The 13,095-nt window shown below is 71.2% G+C and carries 11 protein-coding genes; 2 read left to right on the top strand and 9 right to left on the bottom strand.

From position 1 onward, the window contains the following. Positions 1 to 50 precede the first annotated feature (50 nt). The 5 genes from ACZ32T_RS25120 to ACZ32T_RS25140 all read right to left on the bottom strand — a co-directional run bounded on the left by ACZ32T_RS25120 (position 51) and on the right by ACZ32T_RS25140 (position 6,479). A complete protein-coding gene (locus ACZ32T_RS25120) occupies positions 51 to 1,742 on the bottom strand; it encodes a flavin monoamine oxidase family protein (protein WP_467369163.1) in 1,692 nt (563 codons plus the stop codon). 46 nt (positions 1,743 to 1,788) lie between these two features. Next, complete coding sequence (locus ACZ32T_RS25125; RefSeq protein ID WP_467264897.1) at positions 1,789 to 2,586, bottom strand: carbon-nitrogen hydrolase family protein; 798 nt, start codon at positions 2,584 to 2,586, stop codon at positions 1,789 to 1,791. A gap of 210 nt (positions 2,587 to 2,796) precedes the next feature. Beyond that, positions 2,797 to 3,255, bottom strand: a complete 459-nt coding sequence (locus tag ACZ32T_RS25130) for an Lrp/AsnC family transcriptional regulator (RefSeq protein ID WP_104790440.1) — start codon at positions 3,253 to 3,255, stop codon at positions 2,797 to 2,799. Positions 3,256 to 3,356: 101 nt separating this feature from the next. After that, complete coding sequence (locus tag ACZ32T_RS25135) at positions 3,357 to 4,817, bottom strand: aldehyde dehydrogenase family protein (protein WP_467264895.1); 1,461 nt, start codon at positions 4,815 to 4,817, stop codon at positions 3,357 to 3,359. Positions 4,818 to 5,012: 195 nt separating this feature from the next. Further along, positions 5,013 to 6,479, bottom strand: coding sequence for a GuaB1 family IMP dehydrogenase-related protein (locus ACZ32T_RS25140; RefSeq protein ID WP_467264893.1), 1,467 nt, complete (start codon positions 6,477 to 6,479; stop codon positions 5,013 to 5,015). Between the two features lie 294 nt (positions 6,480 to 6,773). Between ACZ32T_RS25140 and ACZ32T_RS25145 the strand changes: the two genes are divergently transcribed. Then, on the top strand, positions 6,774 to 7,826 hold the full coding sequence (locus tag ACZ32T_RS25145) for a terpene synthase family protein (protein ID WP_467264891.1): 1,053 nt from the start codon (positions 6,774 to 6,776) through the stop codon (positions 7,824 to 7,826). 57 nt (positions 7,827 to 7,883) lie between these two features. Here the strand turns inward: ACZ32T_RS25145 and ACZ32T_RS25150 are convergent, their stop codons facing one another. The 4 genes from ACZ32T_RS25150 to fmt form a co-directional block, all read right to left on the bottom strand. Beyond that, on the bottom strand, positions 7,884 to 8,876 hold the full coding sequence (locus ACZ32T_RS25150; RefSeq protein ID WP_467264889.1) for a sugar-binding transcriptional regulator: 993 nt from the start codon (positions 8,874 to 8,876) through the stop codon (positions 7,884 to 7,886). A gap of 132 nt (positions 8,877 to 9,008) precedes the next feature. After that, positions 9,009 to 9,692, bottom strand: coding sequence for a ribulose-phosphate 3-epimerase (gene rpe, locus ACZ32T_RS25155; RefSeq protein WP_356712587.1), 684 nt, complete (start codon positions 9,690 to 9,692; stop codon positions 9,009 to 9,011). 168 nt (positions 9,693 to 9,860) lie between these two features. Beyond that, positions 9,861 to 11,294: an RsmB/NOP family class I SAM-dependent RNA methyltransferase gene (locus ACZ32T_RS25160; RefSeq protein ID WP_467264887.1), complete on the bottom strand. Its 1,434-nt coding sequence runs from the start codon at positions 11,292 to 11,294 to the stop codon at positions 9,861 to 9,863. Between the two features lie 79 nt (positions 11,295 to 11,373). Beyond that, positions 11,374 to 12,306: a methionyl-tRNA formyltransferase gene (gene fmt / locus ACZ32T_RS25165; protein ID WP_467264885.1), complete on the bottom strand. Its 933-nt coding sequence runs from the start codon at positions 12,304 to 12,306 to the stop codon at positions 11,374 to 11,376. Positions 12,307 to 12,566: 260 nt separating this feature from the next. On the opposite strand from fmt, the gene ACZ32T_RS25170 reads away from it, so the two are divergent. Next, positions 12,567 to 13,079, top strand: coding sequence for a hypothetical protein (locus ACZ32T_RS25170; protein WP_467264883.1), 513 nt, complete (start codon positions 12,567 to 12,569; stop codon positions 13,077 to 13,079). Positions 13,080 to 13,095: the final 16 nt, after the last annotated feature.

Raw genomic sequence — 13,095 nt, forward strand, 5'->3', positions numbered from 1 at the left:
CCGGCCGAAGACGCCGCCCTCCGGCCCGCCCGCCGGGACGGCGGCCCGCCTCAGCCCTCAGGCAGCTCGACCGGCGCGATCTCGTCGAAGACATCGCCCGGCCCCGGGTTCGCCGGGTCGGTGGCCCCGCCGAACTGTGCCATCACGCCCCATACGGCGTTCAGCGCGGTCTGTACGGCTCCCTCGGCCCAGCCCGCCGTCCACGAGATGTCGTCGCCCGCGAGGAACAGGCCCCGCTTGTCGGCGGGCAGCCGGTCCTGCATGAAGTGGGTGAACAGACGCCGCTGGTAGCGGTAGTGGCCGGGCAGGTTCGCCTTGAACGCGCCCATGAAGTACGGCTCGTTCTCCCAGGAGACGGTGACCGGGTTACCGATGACGTGCTTGCGGATGTCGACGCCCGGATAGATCTCGCCGAGCGACTTGAGCATGACGTCCATGCGCTCGTTCGGGGAGAGCGGCAGCCACTTCAGGCTGTCGTCGCACCACGTGTAGGAGAGACAGATGACGGCCGGCCTGTCGGGCCCGTCGTCCAGGAGGTACGTCCCCCGGGTCATCCGGTCCGTGAGCGTCATGGACATCGTGTCCCGGCCGGTGGAGGCGTCCTTGTCGAGCCAGAACGGCCGGTCGACGGGCACGAACAGCTTGGAGGACTCCATGTAGTGGGTCCGCTCCATCGCCGTCCAGTGGTCGATGGGGAAGAGCGCGTCGTCGCAGGCGATCTTGGAGAGCAGCAGCCAGGACTGTCCGGTGAAGACCGCCGCCCGGTAGGTACGGATGTCACCGGAGGCGTCGGTGACCGTGATCCGGTTCCCCGCCGTGCGGTCGAGCCGCGTCACGGCGGTGCGCGGTTCCCCGCCGTGCAGGGAGGAGAGCGACGTGCCGGACGGCCAGTGCACGGTCTTCTGCGGCTCCCGCTCCCACAGGCGCAGCGGCAGCTGCTGGCTGCCGCCGACGATCCCCCGGTGGTGGTCGTCGGCCTCGGTGTAGACGACGCGGAGGATCTCCAGGATGGAGTTGGGGAAGTCGGTGTCCCAGCCGCCGGTGCCGAAGCCGACCTGGCCGAAGATCTCACGGTGCCGGAAGGAGGCGAAGGCGTCGGAGCCGCAGAGGAATCCGTAGAAGGTCTGGTCGTCGAGCTTCTCGACGAGCTCCGCCCAGATCTCCCGGATGCGCGGTACGTCGCGCTCACGCATCGCGCGGTTCATGTCGGAGAAGTCCGCACCGTCCTCCAGGCAGGAGTTCCAGGCGTCCATCACCTCGCGGTACACCTGGGGAAGGTCGTCGATGGTGCGCGCGTAGTGGGACTCACCCTTGAGGTCGACGACGGTCGAGGGGGTGGCCGGGGAGAGCGGGTTGGGGAACGGCCTGGTCTCCAGGCCCACCAGGTCGATGTAGTGCTGGAGCGCCGTGGACGAGGGCGGGAAGCGCATGGCGCCCATCTCGGCGGTCAGCGAGGGATCGCACCCGTCGAAGCCGACGGTACGCAGCCGGCCGCCGATCCGGTCCGCCTCGTAGACGACGGGCTTCAGCCCCATCTTCATGAGCTCGTAGGCGGTGATGATGCCGGAGAGCCCCCCGCCGATGACGGCGACCTCGGTGCCGTGCTCGGTGGCCGGTATCTGCCCGATGCCCGCCGGGTGGGCCAGGAAGTCGTCGTAGGCGTACGGGAAGTCCGGTCCGAACATGGTGATCGGCGGCTGCGCGTCGGTGTGCTGGACGGCGTTGGGCACCGTGGACGTCATGGGGTACGGACTCCTTGCGGGGGAAGCGCGGGGCGGGAACGGATACTCAGACCAGGGAGCCGTACAGGCCCGGCCGCCGGTCCTCGATGTAGGGGTTGGCGGCGCGCGACCCGGCGAGCAGTCCGGGGTCGGCCTCGCCGACGAGCAGTTCCTCGCCGCGGCCGGCGCGGACGCGGACCGTGCCGTCGGGGCCGGCCAGGCAGCTCAGTCCGGTGAAGTCGAACTCGCCTTCCCTACCGGCCCTGTTGACGTACGCGATGTAGAGCTGGTTCTCGAAGGCGCGGACCGGCACGACGGAATCGGCGACGAACGTGTAGGGGTGCATCAGCGCGGTCGGGACGAGCAGCAGTTCGGTGCCGGCCAGGGCGTGCGCGCGTACGTTCTCCGGGAACTCGACGTCGTAGCAGATCAACAGCCCGATCCGTACGCCGTCGAGCTCGGCCTGCACCACGGGCTGCTCACCGGGGGTGAACCACTTCTCCTCGAAGGCGCCGTAGAGGTGGGTCTTGCGGTAGTTGGCGAGCGGCGTCCCGTCCGGGCCGATGAGCTGTGCCGCGTTGAAGATCTCCTCGCCCGCCCGCTCCGGGTACCCGTAGTGGATGGCGAGGCCGTGGCGTACGCAGAGGCCGGCGACGGCTCGCGCGGCGGGTCCGTCCGCGGGTTCGGCCAGCTCGGGGACGGCGTCCGCGATGGCGTAGCCGGTGAGGAACAGCTCCGGGCAGACCAGCAGCCGGGCGCCCGCGGCGGCGGCCCGTGCCGCGGCCTCGTCGAGTGCCGCGAGGTTGTCGTCCACGGAGCCGGCTCGTCCGGAGCTCTGGAGCAGGGCGGTACGCAACGGCGGCATGGCTGACCTCGGCGGGACGGGCGGGGTGGGGAGACCTATTGAAGGTACGGCGCGGGAATCACGGTCGACAAGGCGCGATTGTTGCGCGTTCACCGTCGATCCGTTGCGTGGAAACCCCTCGCGGCGGTGATTCGTTGCGTGGGGCGTCCCTGGGGGGCCGGGCAAGTGATTTCGGTCTCCCCCGCGCCCGCCCCGGCCTGAAGACCGAGGTCAGGCGGGCGGGCCGGAGGATGAGTAACGCCGCAGCAGCGGGGAGAGCACGAGGACCGACTTGGTCCGCTCGACGTACGGCTCGCCGGCGATCCGCTCCAGCACCTGCTCGAAGTGGCGCATGTCGGCGGCGAAGACCTGCACGACCGCGTCGGCGTCGCCCGTCACCGTGGACGCGGACGCGATCTCCGGATAGGCGGAGAGGCCCCGCTTGATCGCCTCGGGGGCGGTGTTGCGGCTGCAGTAGATCTCGATGAACCCCTCGGTCTCCCAGCCGAGCGCCGCCGGGTCGACGCGGACGGTGAAGCCCGTGATGGCCCCTTCGGCGCGCAGCCGGTCCACGCGGCGCTTCACCGCGGGTGCCGAGAGGCCGATGAGGGCACCGATGTCCGCGTAGGAGCGGCGGGCGTCCTCGGCGAGGGCGTGGACGATGCGTTCGTCGAGGTCGTTCAGGCGCACGTCGGGTGGATCACTTCTCTGCGGCGGAGGGTTCCGGGGGCGGCACGCGGGCCGCCCCCGAAGTAGACCACGCGCGGGTGCTCACCGCGGCGCACGGCAGGTCAGAAGGGGAACTCCGAGCGGCCGTGCTGGACCGAGATCCACTTCTGCGTGGTGAACGCCTCGAGCATCGACTCACCGTTCAGGCGCCCGAGGCCGGAGTTCTTCTCCCCGCCGAAGGGGACGATGGGCTCGTCGTGCACGGTGCCGTCGTTGATGTGGATCATGCCGGTGCGGATGCGCTGCCCCACCCGTACGCCCCGCTCGATGTTGGCGGTGTGGACCGCGCCGCTCAGCCCGTACGGGGTGTCGTTGGCGATCCGGACGGCTTCGTCCTCCCCGTCGAAGGGGACGAGCAGGGCCACCGGCCCGAATATCTCCTGCTGCAGGACGGGGGAGTCGGCGGCGAGGCCGGTGAGGACGGACGGGCTCACCACATTGCCCTCGGTCCGGCCGTGCAGCAGTGCCGTGGCGCCCGCCGCCACGGTCTCGTCGACGAGCCTGGACACGGCGTCGGCCTGCGAGGAGCTGATCAGCGGGCCGATGTGGGTCGCGGGGTCGGCCGGGTCACCGACGCGGAGGGAGGCGACCTTGGCCACGAACTTCTCGGTGAACTCCTGCTCCACCGAGCGGTCCACCAGGATGCGGTTGGCCGCCATGCAGACCTGGCCCTGGTGGATGTAGCGGCTGAAGACGGCCGCGTCGACGGCGTAGTCCACATCCGCGTCGTCGAGGACGATCAGCGCGCTGTTGCCGCCGAGTTCGAGCACCGCGCGCTTGAGGTTGGCCGCGCAGACCGTCGCGACGTGCCGGCCGATCCTGTCCGAGCCGGTGAAGGAGATGACCTGCGGGACGGGGTGTTCCAGCAGGGCGTCGCCGATCTCGGCGATGTCGGTGACCACGACGTTCAGCAGTCCGGCGGGGAGCCCCGCCTCCTCGAACACCTTGGCGATCAGGGTGCCGCCGCAGACCGGGGTGTTCTGGTGCGGCTTGAGGACCACGGCGTTGCCGAGGGCCAGCGCGGGCGCGACCGACTTGAGCGACAGCAGGAAGGGGAAGTTGAAGGGGCTGATGACCCCCACGACACCGACGGGCAGCCGGTAGACGCGGTTCTCCTTGCCCTCGGTCGGCGAGGGAAGTATCTGCCCGGTGGAGCGCAGTGCGAGCTGGGCCGCCTCGCGGAGGAACTCCTTGGCCAGGTGCAGCTCGAAGCCGGCCTTGAGCCGGGTCCCGCCGAGCTCCGCGACGATCGCTTCACCGATCTCGGCCTCGCGCTCCTCGACGACCCGCAGGGCCTTCTCCAGCACCGCCCGGCGGGCGTACGGGTTGGTGTCGGCCCATCCCGGCTGGGCCCGCTCGGCGGCGCGGTAGGCCTGGTCGACCTCACCGGCCGTCGCGACGGTGACCGAGGCGAGCTTCTCCCCGCTGTACGGGTCGAAGTCGATGATGTCCCAGGACCCCTTCCCCGGCCTCCACTCGCCGTCGATGTACTGCTGGGCCAGGTCGGTGAAGAAGGAGCTCATGGAATCCCTTTACCGCAGAGGGGCGGGCAGCTGATTGCGGCTCATATTACTTATCCCTCAACCAAGTTGAAGGGGAGACGGGAGGGCTCTCCTGAGGAAAGGCCGGGGCCTCGGCGTACATGCGAGAAGTGCCCCTCCCCGCGCGGACTGCGGGGAGGGGCACTTGTGCGGCAGGGCCGCCGGGGCGGCCGGGCGTCAGTTCCAGCTGGCGTGGAGCGGCTTGCCCTCCGCGTAGCCCGCGGCGCTCTGCACACCCACGATCGCCTTCTCGGCGAACTCCTCGAGCGAGGAGGCGCCCGCGTAGGTGCAGGATGAGCGGACGCCGGCGATGATCGAGTCGATCAGGTCCTCCACACCGGGGCGGGTGGGGTCCAGGAACATCCGCGAGGTGGAGATGCCCTCCTCGAACAGCCCCTTGCGGGCCCGGTCGTAGGCGGACTCCTCCGAGGTGCGGTTCTTGACCGCGCGCGCCGAGGCCATCCCGAACGACTCCTTGTAGTACCGCCCGTCGGCGGACTGCTGGAGGTCGCCGGGCGACTCGTACGTCCCGGCGAACCAGGAACCGATCATCACGTTGGACGCACCGGCCGCCAGAGCCATCGCCACGTCGCGCGGGTGCCGGACGCCTCCGTCGGCCCAGACGTGCTTGCCGTGCTTCTTCGCCTCGGCGGCGCATTCCAGCACGGCGGAGAACTGCGGCCTGCCGACGCCGGTCATCATGCGGGTGGTGCACATCGCGCCGGGGCCCACACCGACCTTGATGATGTCGGCGCCGGCCTCGATCAGGTCACGCACTCCCTCGGCCGCCACGACGTTGCCCGCGACGATCGGCACGGCCGGGTCGAGCGCCCGGACGGCGGCGACCGCGCTGATCATGGATTCCTGGTGCCCGTGGGCGGTGTCCACGACGAGGGTGTCGACGCCGGCGTCCAGGAGCTGCTTGGCCTTGCCCGCCACATCGCCGTTGATGCCGACGGCCGCCGCGATCCGGAGCTTGCCGTCCGCGTCCGTCGCGGGGGTGTAGAGCGTCGCGCGCAGCGCGGCCTTGCGGGTGAGGATGCCGACGAGCCGGCCGTCCCCGTCGACCGCCGGGGCGAGCTTGCGGTTGGCGCCGTCGAGCTTGTTGAAGGCCTCACGGGGATCGATGTCCGCGTCGAGCACCACCAGGTCCTTGGACATGACCTCGGAGAGCTGGGTGAAACGGTCCACGCCGGTCAGGTCGTGGTCGGTGACGACCCCGACCGGACGGTTCTCGGCGTCGACGACGACACCGGCTCCGTGGGCCCGCTTGTGCAGGAGCGACAGCGCGTCGGCGACGGTCTGGCCTGGGGCCAGCACGATGGGCGTGTCGAGCACGAGGTGGCGCTTCTTGACCCAGCCGATGACCTCGGTGACGACCTCGATCGGGATGTCCTGCGGGATCACGACCAGACCACCGCGGCGGGCGATGGTTTCGGCCATCCGGCGGCCCGCGATGGCGGTCATGTTCGCGACGACGAGCGGGATGGTGGTGCCGCTGCCGTCCGGCGACGAGAGGTCCACGGCCTGCCGGGAGCCGACCGCGGAGCGGCCGGGGACCATGAAGACATCGTCGTACGTGAGGTCGTAGGGGACCGAGGGAGAGGCCGTGTAGCGACCGGTGCCGGGCTCAAGAAAACGCATAAGACCCATTTTTTCATACGAAACGGTGCAGGTCGTTTCCACGAAGACACAGCAATGGACCCCCGCGTTCGTCAGTTCCTCCAAGGAGGCTGCCCGGGGGCCGGGCAAGTGGAAGCCTGCCTTACCCATGGACCCTACCCGAACAGGATTCGCTCCTTCGCGATCACTATCCCTGGACCGGGTGACGAAGGGTCAGGTAGCTTCAAATCCGCAGGTCCATGCGGTAGGCGCGACACCGCCCACGCACCCGGAACACCTGTCACGCGTTTGGCCGGAGAAGATGGGGATCCGCCTGTGGAGAGCGAACTGCCCGACATCTACTGCCCGTTCCCCCAGCGGAGCAATCCGCATGTGGCTCACACCAGGGAGCACCTCGACGCCTGGACGCGGCGCACCGGTCTGGTGCACCGGGAATCGGCCAGGAAGCGCTTCGAGCAGGCCGACTTCGGCGCCTTCGTGGGCATGGTCCACCCGACGGCCGACAGTGAGCACCTCGACCTGGTCGCCGACTGGTTCGTCTGGCTCTTCCTCGTCGACGACCAGCTGGACGACGGACACCTGGGCCGCAGCCCCGAACGCGTACGCGACGTGGTCGAGCGGATGCGTGACGTGATCGAGGGCGGGGCTCCCGGGCCCCTGGCGGACGGGGAGGCCCCCGCCGCGCTCGTCGCCCTGGCCGACCTGTGGGAACGTACGGTACCGGGAGTCGCCCCGCACTGGCGCGCCCGCTTCACCTGGCACCTCATGACATACCTGACGACCGCCACCACCTGGGAGGCGGGGAACCGTGCCGACGGGGTCGTGCCGTCCGAGGCGACCTACATCGCCAAGCGCCGGCACACCGGGGCCATCCATGTGTGCATGGACCTGATAGAGATCGTGGCCGGCATCGGGGCACCCGAGTCGGTCCACAACGACGCCCGGTTCATCACGGCGCTCGAAGCCGCCTGCAACGTCGTGTGCTGGGCGAACGACGTCTACTCCTACGAGAAGGAGCAGGTGCTGGGCGAGATCCACAATCTCGTCCATCTGGTCCGGCACCACCGCGGCTACGGTGAGCGCCAGGCGCTGGAGCACGTGTGCGCGGAGATCGCCACCGAGACGAGACGCTTCCTCACCGCGGAGGCCGAGCTGCTCGCCCTGTACCCGGAGCTGGCGGACCTGCTCGTGCCGTATCTCGACGGGATGCGGAGCTGGATGCGCGGAAACCTGGACTGGTCACGGCAGACTCCCCGCTACAACCCGGCGGACGTCAGCCAGTACGCGGAGCCCGCGGCCTATCTGGAGGAGTCCGTGCTCGGAGTGAGCCCGGACCACGTGCGGCTGGGAGCGGGCGGCAGCGGCTGAAGCCGGACATGGCGGAGGCCGGGCACCCGCGGTGTCCGGCCTCCGCCATGTCCTCGGTCAGTCGTCGGGGTCGGCCCGCTCCAGTGCCGGGCGCTGTCCCGCGGCGAACTCCGTCAGGAGGTAGTCCGCCGCCGCGGTGTCCGTGACGAGGCTGGTGACCAGCCCCGAGCGCAGCACCGCGCCGATCGCCGCCGCCTTCCGCTGCCCTCCGGCGATGGCCACCACCTCGGGAATGCGGCGCAGCCGGTCGGCCTCCACGGTGATGCACCGCTCGCCCAGGTCCCTGCCGACCCTGCGTCCGTTCGCGTCGAAGAGGTGGGCGGACATCTCCGCCGCCACACCGAGCGAGGCGTAGTGGGCCCGCTCCTCGTCCGAGAGCATGTCGTGGACGGTGGAGATGCCGGGCTCCCAGGACCCGATGGAGACCGCGGCGACCGTCACCTTGTCGAAGTACTCGAAGGCACGGGCGATCCCTGTCTGGTGGCGCAGCGCGGCCGCCGTCGCCGGGTCGGGCAGCAGCATCGGCGCGTAGATCGGGTGCGCCTCGCCGCCGGACACCTGCGCGGCACGGCGGACCGCCTCGACCGAGCCGCGCTCGGCCGTACCCGCGTCGTAGACGCCGGTGAGCTGCACGACCGTGCACGGGGGGAGCCGGTCGAGTGCCGCCGCCATGTGGATGGTGGAGCGGCCCCAGGCCAGGCCCAGCACATCGCCCTCGTTCACCAGCTCGCCGAGCAGGTCGGCCGCCACCTCACCCAGGTTCTCCGGGTCGGCGGCGTCGTCCTGCTCCTCCGCGGGAGACTCGACCACGACGGCGTGCCGCAGTCCGTAGCGGGCCCGGAGGGCGTCGGAGCGCTCCGCGTCCAGCTCCGCCGGTACCCGGATCTCGATCCGTACGAGATCACGCTCGAGGGCTGTCTCCAGGACCCGGGCCACCTTGAAGCGGCTGACGCCGAACTCCTCGGCGATCTGGATCTTCGATTTTCCCTCGAGGTAGAACCGGCGGGCCATGGCCGCCGCCTGCACCAGCTCCGCGGGTCCCATCCGCATGGCTGACCGACCCGCCGAGATGCCAGACACCGCGATCTCCTCACTGCTGTTCACACGCCGATACGCCGTTCATCCTGTCAGATGCGACGATCCCTGATCAGCCCCGTCGGGCTGCGTTCATCCGAGGTTGGTTCAGTGGCCGCATGCCCAGGGTGCGGAAGCCGTGACCGTGTCCGCCTGTGCCCGCAGCGCCCGCACCGCCTCGGCCGGGTCCTCGGCCCCGTACACCGCCGAGCCGGCGACGAACACGTCCGCACCGGCCTCGGCGCACCGCTCGATGGTGGTGGCCGAGACTCCGCCGTCGACCTGGAGCCACAGCTCCAGACCGTGCTTGGAGATCAGCTCACGCGTACGGCGGATCTTCGGCAGCATGATGTCCAGGAACGCCTGGCCGCCGAAGCCGGGTTCCACCGTCATGATCAGCAGCATGTCGAGCTCGGGGAGCAGGTCCTCGTACGGCTCGACGGGCGTCGCGGGCTTCAGCGCCATGGAGGCGCGGGCGCCCTTCGCCCTGATCTCCCGGGCCAGCCTCACGGGCGCCGCCGCGGCCTCCGCGTGGAAGGTGACGGAGCCCGCACCGGCCTCGACGTACTGCGGGGCCCACCGGTCCGCGTCCTCGATCATCAGATGGCAGTCCAGCGGGGTGTCCGTCGCCTTGCTCAGCGCCTCCACGATGGGCACGCCGAGCGTCAGGTTGGGCACGAAATGGTTGTCCATGACATCTACATGGAGCCAGTCGGCGCCTTCCACCGCCTTCGCCTCCTCGGCGAGACGGGCGAAGTCGGCGGACAGGATGCTGGGGTTGATCTGGGCCATGCACCCAAGCCTGCCATGCCCGGCGGCACTTCCCCGCCTCGGTGCGCCTCAAAGCCTCACGGGATCATCACGGTTCGCGCATTCCCGGTCATTCCACCCCCATGATCACCTCGTGTGATCAGCCGGTACGGTCCTCCCCCCGTACGCACCGGGGCGCCGCCGGGGCGGTCAGCCCGTGCGGCGCAGCAGCGCGAGGTACATCGCGTCGGTGCCGTGCAGGTGCGGCCAGAGCTGGATGTCGGGCCCGTCGCCCAGGGCGGGGACTCCGGGCAGCAGCGGGCGGGCGTCGACCCACTCCGCCTCGAACGGTTCCCCGCCGCGCCCCTTGAGTACGTCCTCGACGACGACCCTCGTCTCCGCGAGGTGCGGTGAGCAGGTCGCGTAACCGACGACCCCGCCGACCCGTACGGCCTTCAACGCCTCGCGCAGCAGGCCGCGTTGCAGGGGGGCGAAGCCCTCCAGGTCCTCCGCGCGGCGCCGCCAGCGGGACTCCGGACGCCTGCGCAGCGCGCCGAGGCCGGAGCAGGGGACGTCCATGAGGACCCGGTCGAAGGAGCCGGGCCGCCACGGCGGCCTGGTGCCGTCGGCGGTGATCACCTGGTACGGCCCCGGGTTGCCGGCCAGCGTGCGCTCGACGAGCCGGGCGCGGTGCGGCTGCTTCTCGGCGGCGAGCAGGGTCGCGCCGCGTCCGGCGGCGAGCGCGGCCAGCAGCGCGGCCTTGCCGCCCGGGCCGGCGCAGCCGTCCAGCCACCGGGTGTCGTCGCCCTCGACGGGGGCGTTGGCCAGGGCGGCGGCGACGAGCTGGCTGCCCTCGTCCTGCACACCGGCGCTGCCGTCCCGCACGGCGGCCAGGGCGCCGGGCTCGCCGCCCTCGGCCATCCGCACGGCGTACGGCGACCAACGGCCGGGAAGGCCGCTCTCCTCGCCGAGTGCGTCCAGCAGCTCCTCGGTGGTGGAGCGGCCGGGGCGGGCGGCCAGCGTCACCTCGGGCCGCTCGTTGTCGGCCTCCAGCAGGTCCTCGATCCCGGCCCGGCCGCCGCCCAGGGCGTCCCAGAGGGCGGAGACGATCCACCGGGGATGCGAGTGGACGACGGAGAGGTGTTCCTCTGCGTCCTCGTCGTACGCGGGCGCGACACGTTCCACCCATCCGTCGAGGTCGTGCGCGGAGACCTTCCGCAGCACCGCGTTGACGAACTTGGCGCGGCCCTCGCCCAGCACCACCCGCGCCAGCTCCACACTGGCGGAGACGGCCGCGTGGGTGGGGATGCGGGTGCCGAGCAGCTGGTGGACGCCCATGTTGAGCACGTCGAGCACGGGCGGGTCGACCTCGCGCAGCGGCCGGTCGATGCAGGCGGCGACGATCGCGTCGTAGGTGCCCTGCCGGCGCAGCGTCCCGTAGACCAGCTCGGTGGCCAGCGCCGCGTCCCGGCCCTCGAATTCGCCCTTGGCGCGCGCCTTCTTCAGCAGCGGGGGGAGGACGAGGTTGGCGTAGGCGTCGCGCTCGTCGACGGCCCTGAGCACCTCGAAGGCGAGGAACCGGACCGGGTCCTTCTTGGGACGCCGGTGCGGTGTGGAGGGACGGCGACGCTGCTGGTCGTTCACGTGAAAGGTGCTCCGCTGAAGGTGAGGGGACGAACCCGTCCAGCGTACGTCGCCGGGGCCCGCCCCCTCCCCCGGGACCTCAGAGCCCCAGGAGCTCCCCGTGGGCGATGCGCACGCCGCGGGCCCAGTCGGCGGCGCGCATCGGCTTCTTGCCCTGGGGCTGGACCCAGAGGAGCTCCACGGCGTGCGAGCCGGTACCCACGTACACGTTGTTCTTGCCCGCGGACAGCTCGCCGGGGGTGAGATCCGTACGGTCCGGGACGGGCACCGCCTGGACCAGCTTGAGGCGCTCCCCGCGGAAGAGTGTCCACGCCCCCGGCGCGGGGGTGCAGCCGCGCACGACACGGTCGACCCGGAGGGCGGGGGCGGACCACTGCACCTGGGCGTCCTCGACGGTGATCTTGGGTGCGAGGGTGACGCCCTCGGCGGGCTGCGGGACGGCGTGCAGAGTGCCGTCCTCGATGCCGTCCATGGTCGCCGCGAGCAGCCCCGCGCCGGCGAAGGCCAGCCGGGTCAGCAGGTCACCGCTGGTGTCGGTGGGCCGGACCTCCTCGGTGAGGACGCCGTAGACCGGTCCGGAGTCCAGCCCCTCCTCGATCAGGAAGGTCGACGCGCCGGTGACCTCGTCGCCGGCCATCAACGAGTGCTGCACGGGCGCTGCCCCGCGCCAGGCGGGCAGCAGGGAGAAGTGCAGATTGACCCAGCCCCTGGCAGGCACGTCGAGCGCGATCCTGGGCAGCAGGGCGCCGTAGGCGACGACGGGGCAGCAGTCCGGTGCGATCTCGCGCAGCCGCGCCAGGAAGTCCTCGTCGCGCGGCCTGGCGGGCTTGAGCACCTCGATGCCGGCTTCCTCGGCGCGTTCGGCGACGGGGCTGGCGACCAGCCGGCGGCCCCGCCCGGCCGGAGCGTCGGGGCGGGTCACCACGGCGGCCACCTCGTGGCGGTCGGAGGCGATCAGGGCGTCCAGAGCGGGAACGGCGACCTCGGGGGTGCCTGCGAAGACGAGCTTCATGGGTGGCGGACTGCCTCTCGGGCCGGAACGTACGTGGCGAGCAGCACACCAGTCTAGGGGGTCACTCCGAGGCCCCGCCCGGCCTCCCCGGGCCGGGCCGCCAGGGGGCGTACGCAGGTCCGCACGCCCCGCGCATATGCACATACGCCCCTATTGCGTGACCACATGGCCGGGTGACGCGTTGGTCAAGTGAGATTGACCGAAGTGGGCCGCCGCCGCGCGGCCCGATCCCTTTCAACGCCGGTTCGAGAGGCTTCTTCATGGCCGACCACGCAACCCACGACGCCCAGGCGCGTGCCAGTCTGCACCTGTTGGTGCGGGACATCGAGCGGGTCCGGCGGCAGGTGGACGCGCTGCGTACCCTCACTGCGCAGCTGGGCAACGTCTACCGTCCGCGCCGCTCCGGCCCGTCCGCGGGCTTCGTCGTCTACGGCAGGGCGCCGGCCCCGACGGTCCGGCTCGCCCAGGAACTGCGGGACAGCGTCGAGACGCTGGTCACCGCGGCGGTGGACTTCGACCGCTCGCTGGGTTTCTCGTGGGACGCGGTGGGGTCCGCCCTCGGGGTCACGAAGCAGGCGGTGCACCGGCGTTACGGCGCACGCCGCACGACCTCGCAGCCCGGGTCGGCGGAGGCCGCCGCCGAGAACGCGAACCGCGCGGTGCCAGTGACGCCGGCCGCCTCCTCCGTGCTGCCGACCGTGCCCACGGCCCGCTCCATGCCACCGCAGCCGTCGGATCGCCCCGGCGCCTTTCCCGGGCCGCGCAACGGCTGACGGCGGCGAAGGCGCG

This window comes from Streptomyces sp. NPDC023573 (genome assembly GCF_055559735.1).

Coding starts and splice junctions, on each gene's coding strand:
- ACZ32T_RS25120 (WP_467369163.1), bottom strand. CDS start 1,742: ATGACGTCCACGGTGCCCAACGCCGTCCAGCACACCGACGCGCAGCCG.
- ACZ32T_RS25125 (WP_467264897.1), bottom strand. CDS start 2,586: ATGCCGCCGTTGCGTACCGCCCTGCTCCAGAGCTCCGGACGAGCCGGC.
- ACZ32T_RS25135 (WP_467264895.1), bottom strand. CDS start 4,817: ATGAGCTCCTTCTTCACCGACCTGGCCCAGCAGTACATCGACGGCGAG.
- ACZ32T_RS25140 (WP_467264893.1), bottom strand. CDS start 6,479: ATGCGTTTTCTTGAGCCCGGCACCGGTCGCTACACGGCCTCTCCCTCG.
- ACZ32T_RS25150 (WP_467264889.1), bottom strand. CDS start 8,876: ATGCGGATGGGACCCGCGGAGCTGGTGCAGGCGGCGGCCATGGCCCGC.
- rpe (WP_356712587.1), bottom strand. CDS start 9,692: ATGGCCCAGATCAACCCCAGCATCCTGTCCGCCGACTTCGCCCGTCTC.
- fmt (WP_467264885.1), bottom strand. CDS start 12,306: ATGAAGCTCGTCTTCGCAGGCACCCCCGAGGTCGCCGTTCCCGCTCTG.
- ACZ32T_RS25170 (WP_467264883.1), top strand. CDS start 12,567: ATGGCCGACCACGCAACCCACGACGCCCAGGCGCGTGCCAGTCTGCAC.